This window comes from Paraburkholderia dipogonis (assembly GCF_042680985.1).
GTDB lineage: Bacteria > Pseudomonadota > Gammaproteobacteria > Burkholderiales > Burkholderiaceae > Paraburkholderia > Paraburkholderia phytofirmans.
Map to the genome: position 1 here is coordinate 45,479 of NZ_JBHUFR010000001.1, position 16,392 is coordinate 61,870.

At 57.6% G+C, this 16,392-nt stretch carries 12 protein-coding genes; 9 read left to right on the forward strand and 3 right to left on the reverse strand.

What is annotated here, in order from left to right; translation table 11 throughout:
• Nucleotides 1–31: 31 nt before the first annotated feature.
• Both ggt and ACFSNN_RS00190 read right to left on the reverse strand, forming a co-directional pair.
• Nucleotides 32–1,741: a gamma-glutamyltransferase gene (ggt, locus tag ACFSNN_RS00185; protein WP_134461438.1), complete on the reverse strand. Its 1,710-nt coding sequence runs from the start codon at nucleotides 1,739–1,741 to the stop codon at nucleotides 32–34.
• A 10-nt stretch (nucleotides 1,742–1,751) separates the two neighbouring features.
• Nucleotides 1,752–3,104 (reverse strand): DUF3100 domain-containing protein, encoded by a 1,353-nt coding sequence (locus ACFSNN_RS00190; RefSeq protein ID WP_134461441.1) that lies wholly within the window; start codon nucleotides 3,102–3,104, stop codon nucleotides 1,752–1,754.
• 287 nt (nucleotides 3,105–3,391) lie between these two features.
• Here ACFSNN_RS00190 and ACFSNN_RS00195 point away from each other — a divergent pair, with 287 nt between their 5' ends.
• Nucleotides 3,392–4,978 (forward strand): gamma-glutamyltransferase, encoded by a 1,587-nt coding sequence (locus ACFSNN_RS00195; RefSeq protein WP_208949549.1) that lies wholly within the window; start codon nucleotides 3,392–3,394, stop codon nucleotides 4,976–4,978.
• Between the two features lie 919 nt (nucleotides 4,979–5,897).
• Here ACFSNN_RS00195 and ACFSNN_RS00200 read toward each other — a convergent pair.
• Nucleotides 5,898–6,803 carry a LysR family transcriptional regulator gene (locus tag ACFSNN_RS00200; protein WP_134461444.1) on the reverse strand — a complete coding sequence of 302 codons (906 nt, stop codon included), beginning with the start codon at nucleotides 6,801–6,803 and terminating at the stop codon, nucleotides 5,898–5,900.
• A 216-nt stretch (nucleotides 6,804–7,019) separates the two neighbouring features.
• On the opposite strand from ACFSNN_RS00200, the gene ACFSNN_RS00205 reads away from it, so the two are divergent.
• From ACFSNN_RS00205 to ACFSNN_RS00240, 8 genes are all read left to right on the forward strand, one after another.
• Entirely contained in the window at nucleotides 7,020–7,919 is a 900-nt protein-coding gene (locus ACFSNN_RS00205; protein WP_134461447.1) for an NAD(P)-dependent oxidoreductase, read from the forward strand.
• 26 nt (nucleotides 7,920–7,945) lie between these two features.
• Nucleotides 7,946–9,436, forward strand: a complete 1,491-nt coding sequence (locus ACFSNN_RS00210; protein ID WP_134465525.1) for an aldehyde dehydrogenase family protein — start codon at nucleotides 7,946–7,948, stop codon at nucleotides 9,434–9,436.
• 76 nt (nucleotides 9,437–9,512) lie between these two features.
• Nucleotides 9,513–10,829, forward strand: a complete 1,317-nt coding sequence (locus tag ACFSNN_RS00215; RefSeq protein ID WP_134461450.1) for an MFS transporter — start codon at nucleotides 9,513–9,515, stop codon at nucleotides 10,827–10,829.
• Nucleotides 10,810–11,838, forward strand: coding sequence for a glutamate cyclase domain-containing protein (locus ACFSNN_RS00220; protein WP_134461453.1), 1,029 nt, complete (start codon nucleotides 10,810–10,812; stop codon nucleotides 11,836–11,838). Before ACFSNN_RS00215 ends, ACFSNN_RS00220 begins: the two co-directional genes overlap by 20 nt.
• Before the next feature lie 63 nt (nucleotides 11,839–11,901).
• Nucleotides 11,902–13,221 carry a PLP-dependent aminotransferase family protein gene (locus tag ACFSNN_RS00225; RefSeq protein WP_134461456.1) on the forward strand — a complete coding sequence of 440 codons (1,320 nt, stop codon included), beginning with the start codon at nucleotides 11,902–11,904 and terminating at the stop codon, nucleotides 13,219–13,221.
• 2 nt (nucleotides 13,222–13,223) lie between these two features.
• Nucleotides 13,224–14,234, forward strand: a complete 1,011-nt coding sequence (locus ACFSNN_RS00230; protein ID WP_134461458.1) for a glutamate cyclase domain-containing protein — start codon at nucleotides 13,224–13,226, stop codon at nucleotides 14,232–14,234.
• 473 nt (nucleotides 14,235–14,707) lie between these two features.
• Nucleotides 14,708–15,064, forward strand: a complete 357-nt coding sequence (locus ACFSNN_RS00235; RefSeq protein WP_134461461.1) for a hypothetical protein — start codon at nucleotides 14,708–14,710, stop codon at nucleotides 15,062–15,064.
• Between the two features lie 15 nt (nucleotides 15,065–15,079).
• Nucleotides 15,080–16,387, forward strand: coding sequence for an NAD(P)/FAD-dependent oxidoreductase (locus ACFSNN_RS00240; protein WP_134461463.1), 1,308 nt, complete (start codon nucleotides 15,080–15,082; stop codon nucleotides 16,385–16,387).
• Nucleotides 16,388–16,392: the final 5 nt, after the last annotated feature.

Below are 16,392 nucleotides of genomic sequence, written 5' to 3' on the forward strand. Positions count from 1 at the left end.
GTCGGTTCGAATATCGCACTGGTGCGTCCGGTTACATCGCTTGTGCCTGTCCATCGCGGCGCAAGTCAGCAGCGGCCATCCGAGCACCGGATTCGGGATGGACGCCGATGATACCCATACTGCCACGAGCTTTCCATGCACCAATGCCCTCGACCTCATGGCCCAGGGCAGCAAGTCCGTCCACCAACGATGTGTCGCCGTGCCGCGTCTCCACCGTTAGCAACTCGTCGACCGAATGAGGATGATTGGAATACGTTCCATCTTGCTCCTGACACCAACGGGGTGCTTGCACTGCCTCGGCCTCGTTGAGTCCGTGGTCGACCATCGCTGAAATAACTTGAAACGTGCTTTGGACTTGCGTGTCGCCGCCTGGCGTCCCCATGACCCAGCGCAGCGGTGCGCCGGTCTCAGCGGGACGGTCGAAGACCATTACGGGGTTCATTGTGTGTCGGGTACGGGCGCCTGGACGAAGATAATTAGGATGTTCCGGGTTCAGGTGCCAGTAAGTCATTCGATTGTTCAGGATGATGCCGGTGCCGGGAACGACCGACTGGGAGCCGAACATCATATTGAGGCTCTGCAATTGACTGACTGCGTTGCCCTCAGAGTCCACAATGCAAAAGTGTGTCGTGTCTTCCTTAGCGTTAAGAACTTTGAATTCCGCGGGAGCTTGCTTTCCAAACCTCTTTTCGACGTACTTCCATGGGTTTCCGGGAGACACTGTCGCCAACGAACGTTCAGGACGTATGAGAGCCACCCGCTCCGCCGCGTACTGCTTGGACAGCAACCCTTGAAGAGGAATGTCGGTATCGTCAGGGTCCGATAGAAAAGCCTCGCGGTCAATGTAGGCGAGGCGCTTCGCCTCTACCATGAGGTGGACCACTTCTGGCGAGAGATAGTCCATCGCTCCTATATCGAAACTTTCCAACATGTTTAACTGCTGTAGCAAAAGATGGCCACTAGAATTTGGGCCTGCTTCATACACGTGCTTGCCACGGTACGTGGTGGAGATAGGTGCCTCGACGCGCACACGATGTCGCACGAGGTCTTCCCGTCGTAAGAGTCCATTCGTGTCGGATGAGAACTTCTCGATAGCATCTGCAACCGGACCGTTGTAGAAGTAGTCACGACCATGCGAGGCAACGTGAATGTAGGTTTGCGCCAGGTCGGCGTTCCTGCGAATTTCTCCTGGTTTCAGGGGCTGGCCTTGTGGTGCGAAGATTTTGGAAGCTTCGGCGTCCCGGTGGAGCCGGTCATACTTCCGAGTCATTTCAGCCTGAAAGAAGCTAACCGGTACGCCGTCGAGGCACAGCGCGATAGCAGGAGAGATGCATTCCATAAGCGTTAGTCGTCCCCAGCGCGCATGGGCTTCTAACATCGCATCCAAAATTCCGGGAACCGATGCGGAGCGGATTCCGAACCTGTCTATTCCAAATTCGGGGCGAGCTGCCATTGGCGACGAGCCTGTCCCATTGACGACGTGAACGCTCCTGTCTGCTGCCTTGTGGACCATCACGTAACCATCGCCTCCGATGCCCGAGCCGTTTGGCTCCGCGACGCCAATCGCGAACCCTACCGCCACGGCGGCGTCAATTGCATTGCCGCCGTTAGCGAGGATAGTCATGCCGATTGAGGTTGCAACTGGATGGTTACTAACGACTGCGGCACGAGAGCCCATTCGAACAGTGTCGTAGCATTCGCTGAGCACGCCATGCGGAGAGACCATATGTGCGTCTTTCATTTTTCCTCGCTTAATGATGAAAGATTTGGGCAATCGCGGTAGCCCCAAGGAAGGTGCCCCCGTTCGCGACAAGGGAAACCAGCACGATGCGCCAGCCAAGGCGACGAAACGCCGGCACGTCTTTCGCGAGCGATAGTCCGGCAAACGTCAACATCGGCGGCGTCGCAGCGAGGAAGTTTACTTTTCCAGTGATGGCGACAATGGACGGTGCCCAAGGACACCAGGGCGACGTCAGATACATCGCTACAACTGAGATGACGCATACTGCGGGGACGACGCCTTTCAGCGCGCGTGTCAGGTAGTGGCCTGCGGCAACACATGCAACGATAATGGCCATGCCGGGCAGCGCCGACGCCGGACTCGTTTTGTACAAAATGAGGTCACTAATCAGCGAAAGTATGGCAATTGCAATCCACGCCACCCATCGTTCGCCTGATGAGAGTTCGCCGTGTCGTTCGCTCGCGTTTGCGTCGCCGTGTTCGCGCGCCTCAGCGCTCGATTGCTCAGATGTCACGGATGCCTTGGTTTTTCGGCCAATAATCGGCTCGAAAACTTTATAGGTGAACACCGCGAGCGGTAGCGAGATGAAAAGTGTGAAATACGTGCCGACGACAGACGTAATCAAATTGCTGGCGGCAGCGAAGGTTGCGACCGTTTTCGCGACCTCAGGCGTCTGCTGTGCTGCGATTGCACCCGCCGCCGCCGCCATCATGCTGCCCGACCCAACTCCTGCGCCCATTGCCAGGGCAATTGGGTCGAAGATTTTCAGGCTGGTGATTAGACCGGCAAAAATGGCGATGAAAACCGCACCAAAAATAGTACCTGTCAAATATTCGGCCAGGACACCACGGCCCTCCGGAGAGTTCATGCCATAGCGTTCTCCAATGATTGCCAGGCTAGGTTCCCGGCCGACAGAGAACGTGGCCCCAATGGCCTCGCGTTTGATACCCAAAATGAGTGCAAGGGGAAGCCCAAGAAGAATAGTGCCTACGAAATGCCCGAGTTCCTGGAAAGCAAGGGACCAGCCTGCACGCATAATTGTTGGCAAAGAACTTCCGACCATTAAACCGAGCTTGGCCGTAAAGACAAGCAGGCCGGCTTGCAGGATTGCGGATGACTTGAACTGCAGAGGAACGTCTAATCTCAACGCAGCAGGCATAAAACCGCGAGCTAGTCCTAGGGCACCCCCGAGCAGGATGGCCCACACCATGGGCAGGAGGACCACCTTTCCCGGCCCAACATTGAACGAAACAGGACCAATGAGGCCCGCCACCACGATAATCAGCAGGGCAAACAAATACAACTTCGCGTAGCTACCGGTACCCGTACGTGTGTGAATCGTTTCGATTGCTTCGGTGCTCATGGTCTGGACTCGTCGGTGAGGCGGGCTCGTAGGAGCGTGCTGTCTTCATTGCCCGTTTATGATTAGGGAACGACCTGCCGGAGTTTCAAATAGCCAAAAACATTGAAGCAACTGCGCCAATTGGAAAGTTGTTCGAATTTTTAGAACACCTTTGCCACGACACCTGACGTCGCGCCCATTGTGGCGGGTGCATGCTACGGAATGATTGATGGAATGCCTCAGTAGCTTTCGTCTCGATGTTTGCGAGCGAGTGCATGCACCTACAAATGTCGATACGGATACCCTCGATGATTCCCTTCAACCCGACCGAGTACCCGATTCACCATTGGACTGTGCGAAAGCCCGCCGTGGAATCAGCGAGAGGAGTCGTTGCATCCCAGGCTTACGACGCATCGGCAGCCGGAACGTCGATTCTAGAGGCTGGTGGTAATGCGGTTGATGCAGCTGTCGCAACGGCCTTTGCGCTTGCCGCGGTCGAACCATGGAACTCTGGACTTGGCGGTATTGGCTTCGCCCTGGTCCATAAGTCCGATGAGGGCCGCGCTCACTCCGTACATTTTGGTCCGGTGGCACCGTCTCGCATCTCACCGGGTTTCTTTCCGTTGACCGGTAAGCCCGGGAATGACCTATTTCCATGGCCTCAGGTGAACGACGACGCGAACGCGCACGGTCCGCTATCCTTTTGCCTACCAACTGCCGTTGCCGGCTATGGTCTTATGCTCGAACGATGGGGTACGATGCCCATCAAGGAAGTCGTTGCGCCAGCAATTGCCCTTGCAAAACGAGGGCTCTCGCTCGATTGGTTCACCACGCTAATGCTGGCCCAAGCCGCCCCTTTATTGCGTAAGTACCAAACGAGCAGTCAAATCTTTCTGAAAGATGGTCTCCCGCCAGTTCCGCCGTATCAGGGCACACCTGGATTCATGTCGCTAGGGCAGTTGCCGGCGACCCTTGAGCAGATTGGGCGGGGGGGATGGAGGGATTTCTACGAAGGTGCAATAGCACAGAGCGTCGTTGCTGACATTGCTTCGCTGGGTGGGTTGATAGATGCCGACGAACTGAGGTTATATCGCCCAGATGTTCATGCGCCAATAGCTGTGCCATGGCATGGAAGCACCATACAGCTATCTTCCGGTCTGAACGCTGGACCGACCCTTGCCCACCTGTTTGACCTGCTAAGTCGAGGCGCCGCCAAATCGCCAGCCCAAGATACACCTTCCGGTGAGTGGTACGCCGACCTAGCGAGGGCAATGCGAGCGGCGTACGCGCATCGACTCGAAACAGTTGGGGACGTGGAACCCAAAGAACAGGGTTGTACGTCTCATCTCAGTGTTTGCGATGCGTCAGGTTCGATGGTCTCGATGACGACTACGCTTCTATCATCTATGGGTAGCCGCGTGACGCTCCCCAACACTGGACTCGTTATGAACAATGGGATTTTGTGGTTCGACCCGCGTCCAGGAAATGTCAACTCCGTCGGACCAAGCAAGCGGCCCCTCACGAACATGTGCCCTGCTATCGTCTCGCGTGACGGTACCCCAACGTTGGCGGCCGGCGCAGCTGGGGGCCGGCGAATCATGGCGGCGGTTGCACAAATTCTCCTGCTGGTGCACGACTTCGACATGAATGTCGAAGAGGCGGGGCATTGGCCGCGAATCGACGTTTCGGGTCCAGACATGGTGACTGCGGACCGGCGGTTTGACACAAAGATTCTCGAGGCGCTGCGGGCCGCTGGGCCACTTGAGGTCGTCGACCATAATGTACTTCCGATTAACTTTGCTCGTCCGAGCATCGTCGATAGGCGGTCGGGAGATGTCGCGAGAGGTATCAGCGACGCGTACTCGCCCTGGTCAGCAGCGTTAGGTGCCCGCTAGGAGTCGATGATGCAGTGGCCAAGGGCTTCGCCACTCTCCTTGTCCTCTGCGTCGCCAGTATCCAGCTATCGGCTGCTATCCTCCCAAGTTCAGATGCACAGGTTACAAGGCATGCCTCTTAAATCTGTACGGAAGAGTCAGGAAGGCTTCTTCCCTGAGCCGGTGATTTTCACCGGTGTCGACACTAGCTGGCGTGTGTGCCGCGCATAGATTTTCGGCCCGGACGGGGATGATAGAGGCAGCAATAGGTGGGGACCATCACGCTATCGAACCTGGTTCGGTTCACAATCGGTTGTCTGGTCATGGTACTTCCTGAAAATCGGATTGGCAGCGTTCCAGCCGCGTAAAGCGGTGCCGCTTGCTAAGCACCGATAGTCGTCTCGAAAACCAACTGTAAACGCACAAGATGGCGAGTAGATAGTGCGTACGAATCCCGAACGAGCTGACATTCCCGCCGTTTGTAAAGTAGTTCGAATAATTGGAACACGACGGAGTGCGAGGACCGCCGTTTCGGCGTATCGACATCGAAAATACAGATATCGCCGTCGATAGGCGTTAGTTGGATGCCATGTCAATGGGCATGGTTAGCGTTGAAGACCTGAGCGTTTTTCGTTGGACCGGCAATCGTGCCGCCATCTGCAATAAGTGAAACGAGGGGGATTCTCCGGGATTATCACCGACGCGGAGGAGTCGTTGCGCTTGGCATCAACGGCGCGTACTCGACGTGGCAGGCTTTACTGGGTGCTATCTGAGCCGTGAAATGTTAAGAGAGGAAGCACTGCCCAATTTCAGAGGCACGGCCGGCCCCGCTTGTACAAATCGATTAAGTCGCACTTGGGTACTCACTGCTTGTAGTCATTGAATGCGCCGTTCCCTGAATCACTTCGTCCCGACACCTTGGGGTGTTTCACGCGAGGAATTACTCGCCCGGAGTAGCTGACATGGTCAGCGCATCGAGGACCGCTGCCACGGCAGGGCGCTTCGCCGTTCCACGCGGCAACGCAATGAACACACGCCGGTTCAACTCGGGGTCAATCGGAATAATCGAAAAATCGGAGTCTTTCTCGACTTGGCGCAATGCGAGCCTTGGTAAGACAGCGACAGCACAGCCTGTCCTAACCATTTCAAGCGTTACTGCGGTATTGCGACTGCTGGTCGTTACCTTTGGGGTGAAGCCTCCCGCATAACATGCGTTCAGAAGGAACGTGTGATAGGTCGCCGCTGACTGATTCAGCGCCCAGCGCTCGTGCGCGAGGTCCGATAACGCAATCGATTTTCGTCCTGCAAGCTTGTGCTTCGACGATACAACCGCATCAAAGTGGTCAACACACAAAGGATGAAACTCAAGTGCGCTAGCAAGTGCTTCGGCGCTCACGAGGTCATCCACGATGGCGAGGTCGGTCTGCTTTGCCGCCGCCGCTCGCAGGCCCTCGGATGGTTCCAGTTCAGTAAAGATGACGTTCAGCTGAGGGTGCTCCTTAAGCAGATGGCTGATGGCGACTGGCACCACACTGCTTGCTAGCGAGCCGAATGCCGACATACGCACCTCGCCGCTGACCTCCACGTTCGCTGCGGCGACCTCGGATTCAATGTCGGCAACCATTTCGAACAAGCCGGTCGCTCTCGCCACCAGGCGCCGTCCGGCGGGCGTCAATTGAACGCCGCGACCCGACCGCTCGATTAGAACCGTCTCGAGTTCCTCTTCCAGCTGGGCGAGCTGTTGAGAAACCGCAGGCCGCGTGAGTTGGATCGCTTCCGCGACCGCCGAAATCGTCCCAAGGACCGACAACTCGTGCAACAGGTGAAGACGGCTGAGGTTGAGCATTCCGCGCTCCCACAAGGATATGTGTCGAATGGTAAGTGAAACTTACTCATAGGGTCAAAAAGTGTCGTCTTTTTTTTCTAAATTTGTCTTCCTATAGTCACATCACCGGCACGCAATTCCTGGTCAAAACAAGGGAAAACCCTTGACTGACAATGACTTAGGCGTTGTGCGTTTTGCCCGGCTTAACCAATCAGATTCCAGTTGGAGGAAGCTTAAATGAAGGTTGCATTTATCGGAGTGGGACGCATGGGTGGCCGTATGGCAGCCCGCCTGGTCGCAGCGGGTCATCAGCTGCGCGTGTTCGACCCCAGCCAGGCAGCAGTCGACGCGCTCGCATCGAAGGGTGCAATCGCTGCGAAGAGCCCGGCCGACGCAGCACAGGACGCAGAACGCATTCTCCTCAGCCTGCCGAGTCCGAAGACGCTCCGCGATGCGGTGACTGGCGAGACTGGCGTTCTGCAAACGGCAGCAGAAGGCGCAATCATTGTCGACTTCAGCACCGTCGACCCGGCGACGACCAAAGAGATTGCTGCCGCAGCTGCGGCAAAGAAAGTTAGCTTCGTCGATTCGCCCGTGAGCGGCGGCGTTGCCGGCGCCGAGAACGGCAAGCTCGTTCTGATGGTCGGTGGCTCCCCGGAAGTTATCGAAAAACTGAACTCGATTTTCGAAGTTCTGGCCGGCCGCGTCGTGCATTGCGGCGATACCGGCGCGGGTCAGCTCACGAAGTTGAGCCATAACCTGCTCACGGCAATCAATACCGTTGCGCTTGGTGAAGTCCTGACCGCGAGCGTCAAGGCAGGCGCGAAGCTCGACGTACTTTGCGATGTTCTGACAGCCGGCCTCGCTGGCAGCAAGATGCTCGACTACTTGCCGAAGACCCTATTCACCGAGCAGCGCCCTGCCAACTTCGCCATCGACCTGATGCACAAAGACATCAAGTTGTGTCTCGACGAATTCTCGAATCTTCCGATGCCGCTCGGCCAACTCGTGCTGCAAACCTACAACGCAGCTCGCGCAAAGGGCCTCGGCGGGAAGGATTCGACCAGCGTGAATGAAATCTACGAAGAACTGCTCGGCGTGCGCCTTAGCCTGCCGGCCGCCCAGCAAGCAAAGTGAACACCAAAGGACATACCGTGAATTCCATGACTGACAACGTTTCCGCTGAAATCGTCGTTCCGAAGGCGGGCGTTACCGGCTTGCTGATTAACAACGAGTGGCGCACCCCCGCGAAGGGCAAGACCTTCGATGTCGAAAATCCGTCGCGTCGCACGAAGATTGTCTCCATCGGCGCGAGCGACGAAGAGGACGTCAAGGCGGCTGTCGCTGCAGCGAGCGCTGCGTTCCCGACATGGCGTCGTATGGCATCGCGTGCACGCGGCGCCCTCCTGATTGAACTGGGCAATCGCATTACCGCAAACGCCGAAGAAATCGCTCGAGTTCTCGCCGCGGAAAGCGGCAATGCACTGCGCACACAGAGCCGCCCGGAAGTTCTGGGCGCCGCAGAAGTTCTGCGTTACTACGGCGGTGTCATCGCCGAACAAAAGGGCGAAACGCTTCCGCTGGGCCCGGGTCTCTTCAGCTATACGACGCGTGAACCGCTCGGCGTTGTCGGCGCCATCATTCCGTGGAATTCGCCGGTTGTCCTGGCGGCCGTGAAAATCGGTATGGCGCTAGGCACCGGTAATACGCTGGTCTTGAAGCCGGCCGAAGACGCCCCCCTCGCTGTTATCAAAATCGCGGAGCTCGCGACTGGCCTGTTCCCAGCGGGCGTGTTCAACGTGGTGACGGGCACGGGTATCGATGCCGGCGCACCTCTGGCGGCGCATCCGAATGTCGCCAAGGTTTCGTTCACCGGCTCGCTGGAAGTCGGCAAGCTGGTCGGCCACGCGGTTGCTGACCGCATCGGTCATGCAACGCTGGAGCTCGGTGGCAAGAGCCCGTGCATCGTCTACCCGGATGCAGCTACGCCGGAACATCTCGACTCGACGGTCACAGGCATCATCAACGCGATGCGCTTCGCTCGCCAAGGTCAGTCCTGTACCGCCGGCTCGCGTTTGTATGTGCACGAAAGCGTCTGGGACCAGGTAATGACCAACGTCGTCGCCAAGGTGAAGGAACTGAAAATCGGCGATTCACTGGATGAATCGAGCGACATCGGCGCAATCATCAGCGCTGAACGCTACTCGGAAGTCCGCGCGTTTATCGAAGAAGCCATCAGCAGCGGTGCGAAGGTTTTGACGGGCTCGTTGCCGCCGACGGTCGACGAAGCAAAAGGCTTCTTCCCTGAACCGGTGATTTTCACTGGTGTCGACAACAACTGGCGTGTGTGCCGCGAAGAAGTCTTTGGCCCGGTTCTGGTGGCATTGCCCTGGAAGGAAGAAGAGGAAGTCTTGCAATGGGCGAACGACTCCGTCTACGGCCTTGCTGCGTATGTCTTCACGAACGACCTCACTACGGCGCTGCGCGTCACGGAAAAAATCGATGCAGGCTGGTTGCAGGTCAATCGCGCCGGCGGCCAGATTCCGGGTATGTCATACGGCGGCGCGAAGCAAAGCGGTATCGGTGCCGAGTATTCGATTGAAGGGGCGCTGGAAGCGTACACGTCCAGAAAGAGCGTGACTATCAACGTATAACGCTGCAGATAAGGTAGCCCGGCGACCGACCGGGTTACCACCACACCTTTACTGGGCAACAGGTTGGGAGTTAATCATGAGCGCAAATCTGGCAGCAACGGCTTCGGACGAAGCTAAGGAGGCTCGCAGCGTTTCGACGCGAGCAGCATTCAGTTCGTTCATCGGCACGACCGTCGAATGGTACGACTATTTTCTGTACGGTACAGCCGCAGCACTGGTATTTCCGAAAGTCTTCTTTAACGACTTGACCCCGGAGCTGGCAACGCTTGCTTCGATGGCTTCCTTCGCTGTTGCATTCGTGCTGCGCCCGCTTGGAGGTATGGTCATCGGTCACTTCGGTGACCGGATGGGCCGCAAGAAGATGTTGGTGTTCACGCTGCTTGTCATGGGGCTTTGCACTGCCGGCATTGGGTTTCTGCCTTCTTACAACGCAGTGGGTCACTGGAGCCCCGCGCTTCTGATTCTCCTGCGCGTCATTCAAGGCTTCGCTTTGGGTGGTGAATGGGGTGGCGCAGCGCTAATGTCTGTCGAGCATGCGCCAGAGGGCCGTAGAGGTCTTTTCGGAAGCACTATGCAAATGGGTGTACCGGCCGGTTTGCTGGTGTCCACCGGGGCATTCGCTCTCGTTTCCGCGTTGCCGGACCAGCAGTTCTTCGCATGGGGATGGCGTTTGCCGTTCATCTTCAGTCTCGCCCTGCTGGCAGTCGGGATGTACATCCGCTTGCAGGTATCTGAGCCACCAGCTTTTGAGAAGGTCAAAGAGTCCGGCAATGTATCGCGCGCCCCGCTGCTTGAAGTATGGCAAAACGAAAAGAAGAAGACCGTCATCATGGTGTTCTTCCAGACTGTGGCGAACGTCGGCTACTTCCTCATCACCGTTTATGCGCTGACGTACATCACCGGAACATTGCACCTGCCGAGAAGCGTTGCCTCAACAGGGCTTCTCGTAGCAGCTGCGGTCGACCTTTTCATGCAACCGGTTTTCGGATGGCTTTCGGACAAGGTTGGCCGGCGAGTCGTCTACGGGTTCGGTGCCATCTTCTTCGCACTTTACGCATTTCCGTTGTTCTGGCTTCTCGATACTGCGAACCCCGTACTTATCACGGTCGGACTTGCTCTCGGCCTCGGCATCGGCCACGCGTCCACCGGCTCGCTGCATGGCGTTATTTACGCTGAGCAGTACCCGACTCGTTACCGGTTCAGCGGCTCGTCGACCGCGTACCAGCTCTCCGGGATTATCTCCAGTGCGCCGACGCCGCTAATTGCCGCCTGGCTCGTGGCGCGAAGTGGCAACTCGATGTCCGTCTCCTGGTACGTAGTAGTGGCGGCAATCATTTCACTGGTCTGCGTCCTTCTCGTGAAGGAGACCTATCGTGAACCTATCGACCGTTAAAAAGAGCGCAACAATGACTTCGATTACCGACCAGATTACAGGTGAGCGGATTGACCGTCTTATGACAGTGGAAATCCGCCCGCTAAACGGCGGTCTTCCAGCAGGCTACGTAGTGCCGATGTACAACGTGTGCCGCGCTCACCATGGAGAGCCACTCAGTTCACTCGCAGCACGAAAGCTCGCCGACACATTGTCCCGCGGTGACGTTGTCTTCATTGCCACGGGAGCCGGGACACCACCCAATCTGCCGCAAGGTGAAACAGATGGCCCGGTCGGCGCGGCGGTTCTCGCCCGTGCGCTGGTAGTCGCCTTCGGGGTGCGTGTCATCCTCGTCACCGAAGACGCACATGCAGCCCCCGTGATGGCGGTCGCTGCGACCGTCAATGCTCAATCTGACGAACCCGCCGCAATTTCGACGGTGTGCTTCCCGCTTGGTCTTGAGGCTGGTCGCGATATCGCGCAAACGTTGATGGAAGAGTACCGACCGAGCGCAGTCGTCTTCGTCGAACGTGATGGCCCGAACAAGGAAGGTTATTTCCACGGGGTGCGAGGTGATTGTCGCAACCCTGAGGATGTCGGTCACGTATACCTGCTCGCTGATTTTGCGCGCAGGCGCGGGGTGCTGACGATTGGCGTTGGCGACGGTGGGAATGAAGTTGGCTTTGGCGCGGTTCGCGATGCCATTACTGCTGTGCACCCTCTGGGCGGAAAATCGCTAGCTGGGCATGAATCCGGCGTTGTCACGGTGACGGCGACCGACGTGGTTGTCAGTGCGTCGGTCTCGAACTGGGGTGCGTATGCAATCGCCGCAGCGCTGGCCGCGAAGACTGGAAACATCGATGTGCTTCATACCCAGGCCCTCGAACACGAGCTGATTGAGGCAACAGTGAGAGCCGGTGCCAGAGACGGTGCGACGTCGAAAGCTGAGGTCGCGGTGGACGGCATCAACTGGCAAGGACATACCTCGTTCGTCGAACTCTTGCGAAGCATCGTCACTGTGTCGCTATGACTACGCAGGGCGCCCTCCCAACACTCTCGCAGCAGCACCCATTTGAATACACAGGTGTAAGTCATGAATGACGTCAAGGAAGCCACCAAGGCAGCAAGCACCCCGACCACGAGTCCCGTGAAGACGGACAGCTTTGGAAACCCCATCGACCCAACAGTAGGCTTCGCGAGAGGCGACATCATCCGCTCCAGCATCGACGAGGCACTCCGGCTTCGCCATGGGCAGGCCGTTGCTGCGAAACGTGTGAAAACCCTTGGCGCAGAGTCGATAGGCGTATTCACGGGTAATCAGCGCGACTTCCCGATTAAGCCGGAAGACATTGCAACGCTCTGCGAAGAGTGGGTTGGGCCGGGACTTGAAGCGGAATCTCTGCGCCAGGTCGCCATTGGTCACATGGGCGGAAAGACCGACGACGCTGTTGCCACGTTCAATCGAACCAGCGCCGGCATCATTGCGATAATCGCGGCGCTGGCGAACGGCAAACCCGTGGTGTCAGTGGTCCCGCCCGGTGGACGTTCGCACGCATCGGTTGTCCGTGGTTCGAAAATCGCCGACGTCCCGGTCATCGAGGTTCAAGGCGATAAAGAGTGGGCAGAGGCGATTCAGAAGAACGCGCCTGCTCTAGTGGTCATCACCACGGTCACGAGCAGTCTCGAGCGTCTGGACGACCATATCACGACCCAGGTCACCGAATACGCCCACGCACTCGGAGCAAAGGTCTTTCTGGACGAAGCGTATGGCGCACGTCTACGGACTGTGTTGCACGGCGGTCGGTTGAGCCTTCAGATGGGCGCGGATATCTCCATCACGAACTGCGATAAGGCCGGGCTGTCAGGTCCGCGTGCAGGCGTTCTCGTTGGGCGTCCGGAGTTGGTGACCGCAGCAGCTGCAAAAGGTGCGGAGTTTGGTATGGAGGCACGGGCTCCGATTGCAGCTGCTGTTTTTCGGTCGCTCCAGAAATATGAACCTGAAGACCTGCGCAAGGAGTCTGTCGCGGGTCAGCAGCTCGCTGCCGTCCTTGAGGAAAAGTTAGGCAAGGAGCTTGTCCAGCGTAGCGACCTCGGACCGATGGTTGAAGAAGATGCCGTACTGCGCGTGCTCCTGAAGCTCGCGGGCAAGGAAGATTCGAAGCCGGTCGTCGTCCCATGCGAAGCCACATCGGCGCTTGGCATGGTACTGCTCCAGGACTACGGCGTATTGACCGTGAACACCCACGGGCAGCCGGGCGCACGCGTGTCACTACGTCTTAAGCCAACGCTCGACGCACTGGGTCGCGTCGGGGGCTTCGACGCTGTTGTGACGGCGGTTATGGAGTCTCTCGATAAGGTCGCGAAAATTATCGATAACCCCGACGCAATCAAACGCCTTATCGTAGGGAGCTAAATATGACTTCACGTAATTTCAGAGCCGTCGACAATAGGTTGGATGCCCTTGTCTCGTTGGACCTGGGCGGACGCGGCGTTGAGCATCTCTATCTGGCTGCCCGGGAGCGACAAGGCGGCTCCCTCGTGGGTGCCGCGGCCGATGCGCTCGCGGCCATCCCCGAAAAAGCGAACGTCTTTGTGACCACCGGTTCAGTGTCACGCGCGTGGATTTCGCCCGCCATCGGCGAAAACGATGGTCCCGCCGGACTTGCGGCAGTCGTGCGCGCGCTCTCACTGGAAAAGAAAGCGCTTTGCATCACCTTCGTCGAAGAGACGCTCATTGAGACTACTTCGGCGATTCTGACGGCGGCAGGACTGACTGTTCTCCCTTATGAACAGGCAGTAATCGCGCGCGACGATGGCAGCCTTGCCGTTGTGTGCGTCGAGTCTTTCCCTGTCGAGGACTCGGCGGCACGGGACGCTTCGAAATCGCTTCTCGACAAGTACATGCCGGCACTGTTCTTCTCGACAGAGCGCGTCGGTCGAAACGTCGACGGCGTCTACTGCAGCATGCGCGGCATCGACTACGGTATGGGACGCGCTCGCATCGATTTCCTCTTCGATGATGCTATCGCGCGGAAAATCCCGACGGTTGCTGTCGGCGATGGTGGCAACGAGATTGGTATGGGTGTCGTCATGGACGCAGTTCAAAAGCACGTCAAGTTTGGCGACAAACGACCTGATGGCAGCGCAGGCATCGGGGCGGTGACCGGAACGGACGTGCTCGTAACAGCGGCGTGTTCCAACTGGGGCTGCTATGCCATCGCGGGCGCGTTCGCGGCTCGCCAAGGGAAAGCATCGTTGGCACACACGCCGGCGTTGGAGGCTTCGCTTCTCAGGCGAGGCGTGGATGTCGGCCTCATCAACTCGGTAGCAAATGTCATCGACGCTAATGTCGACGGAATTCCCGAGGCGACGCATCTGGCCGTTGTGCAACTCATCTCGACGATTATCAGTCCAGCGTTCAAATAATATTTGTTAAACGGTATCGAGGACCGTGTCTCAGGCAGGGCGCCCGAGGCTCGACCAAACCCCGCATTCTTCGGAGCGTGGGGTTTCGTTTTTTAAGCGAAGCTCTCTGGGCAGCGCCATATCGGACACGGCTCTGTTCTTTCGAGACAGCTCAAGTTACGTCCGTATTCAGATTCACCTCATCGTCGTCCTGGGCTCCAGCGACACTCCGGGCGTGCCACGCTACAGTTGAAAACCTGCACCGGAACACCCCAACTCAAAGTCGCGAAGGCTCTTGCTTGAACCGCCGAAGCTGCAGCATCCACGGGTCGTTCAAGCAAGCCGCCTGTCTCGAACCGCCCCTGACGCGGCAAGTCGCCGCTTACCGGGCCCCTGCCCGAGAAGACGACAATTAGAAAGAAAAACCTTCCTATATAGTCAAAATGTGTCGTCTTTTTTTTCTTAATTTGGCTTCCTATAGTTGAGACTTGGGCATGCAACTGACTGTGATTTTTGTGAAAAACAACGACAAATCAGGTGGTTGTGGTGGCTCAGAAAGCGTTGCCTCATGGCCTGTTCTCGTCCAGCAAAACTTCCCGGACGGAGTCGGAAGCCACGCAAATCGTCCTAACCATCAACCTACTGGTGCGCAGATGAACTCGCTTAAAACTCCTCTTATGGCCGTCTCCCCGTACCTCGCAACTAGCATCAAAACGGCTGCTGCGCGCGTCAGCGCAGGTCAGAAACCTTCGCTTTACACAATCATGCTGCAGGCACCGATGAATGCACTTGCGAGCAATGTTTCCGACCGTGCTGACGTTTCGTCTGTCGCGATTCTCGGCTACAACTAACCCAAGGAGCTTGTGATGCATCGCATCGTAATCGTGGGCGGCGGCGCTGGTGGCCTTGAATTAGCTACGCGCCTTGGCGACAAGCTCGGGAAATCGAAGCGAGCTCACATCACCCTGGTTGACCGCTGCCCGACCCATGTCTGGAAGCCACTGTTGCATGAAGTGGCTGCAGGAAGTCTCGATGCGCATGCACATCAGATTGAGTATGCAGCACAAGCTCATTGGCATCACTTCGAATTTGTCCGCGGAGAAATGGTCGGGTTAGAGCGTGCGTCGCAGTTTCTGCGTCTCGCTCCCATGTTCGACACCGAAGGTGACAACGAGGAAATTTTGCCTGCGCGATGCATCGAGTACGACACGCTCGTTCTTGCCTTGGGCAGTCAAACGCATTTTTTCGGAGTGCCGGGCGCGCAGTCAAATGCAATACCTCTTGATACCTTGGCGCAGGCCGAACGATTGAGGCGCAGGCTTCTCCAGACCTGCGTGAAAAAAGCCGCCCTCAACGCCTCAGGGACCCAGGCTGCGGTGCACGTCGCAATCATCGGTGGTGGAGCAACGGGCGTCGAACTGTCCGCCGAACTGCGCAAGATGGAGAAGGCGTTTCGCCAGTTCGGCCTTCATGCCTCTGGGCGAGATAGCGATATCAATGTAACTCTGCTTGAGGCCGGCCCCCGGATTCTTCCTGCCTTGTCGACCACGGTCGCCGAAGCCACGACTGAGTTGCTCAAAAAGATTGGGATTGAAGTGTCAGTAGCTGACCCGGTCACGGAAGTCGGGCGACACGACGTCTTCACGAAGAACGGACGAATCATTCCAGCAGACATCACCATCTGGGCCGCAGGCATCAAGGCGCCTGATGTGCTGGCGTCACTGGACGGTATCGCTGTAAATCGAATCAACCAGATTAAGGTTTCGCGAAGCCTTCAGAGCGAAACCGACCCGAACGTATTCGCGTTCGGTGATTGTGCAAGTTGCTCGTGGAAGGAAGACCGTGTGGTGCCACCGCGCGCACAAGCAGCGCATCAACAGGCGACGTTTCTGGCGAAGGCCCTTCGCGCGCGTGTTGAAGGACGTCCTCTTGGCGGCTTCAGCTACATCGACCACGGCTCGCTCGTGTCGCTCGGCTCTTCGTCTGCCGTTGGTAATCTGATGGGCGGCGGCGTCGGCAGGAACCTTCTGGTCGAAGGCCTGGTGGCGAAGGTGATGTACGCAGCGCTCTATCGGAAGCACCTCGCCTCAGTGTCAGGCTTTCGTCGCACACTCGTTGACCTCGTCGTGCACGGCCTCCGTCGTGCGGCAATGCCTCGCGTCAAGCTCCACTGACAAAT